Annotated in this window: 1 pseudogene; it reads left to right on the top strand. The window is 53.2% G+C overall.

From position 1 onward, the window contains the following. Positions 1-470: pseudogene (locus CIK04_RS25345) on the top strand (RNA-binding transcriptional accessory protein); the annotation flags it as partial.

Consider the following 470-nt stretch of genomic DNA (forward strand, 5'->3'; position numbering starts at 1 on the left):
CGAAGACGCCAACTTGCTGGAGAAAATTCGCCAGTACCTCAATCGTCATGCTGAAATTGTGTCACGCGTGGTGGCGGGCAAAGAACAAGAAGGCGAAGAAGTTCAAAGATTACTTTGAGCATAACGAAGCGATCAGCAAAGTGCCTTCTCACCGTGCTTTGGCGATTGTTGCGCGGCCGAAACGAAGGCTTCCTCAGCCTGACGCTCAATGCCGATCCACAGCAAGAAGAAAGTGTGCGCCAATCCTATTGCGAAACCCTAATTGCCGATCACTATGGTGTGACGCTGAGCAGCGCCCCTGCAGACAACTGGCGCAAACAGGTCATCAGTTGGGCATGGCGCATCAAGTTCAATGCACATGGAAACCGAGTTGATGGCGGCAATGAAAGAGCGCGCGGAAATCGAAGCGATTGAAGTCTTCGCCACTAACCTCAAAGATCTGTTGATGGCTGCGCCTGCGGGCCCACGCG

This window comes from Vibrio sp. 03_296, assembly GCF_002265885.1.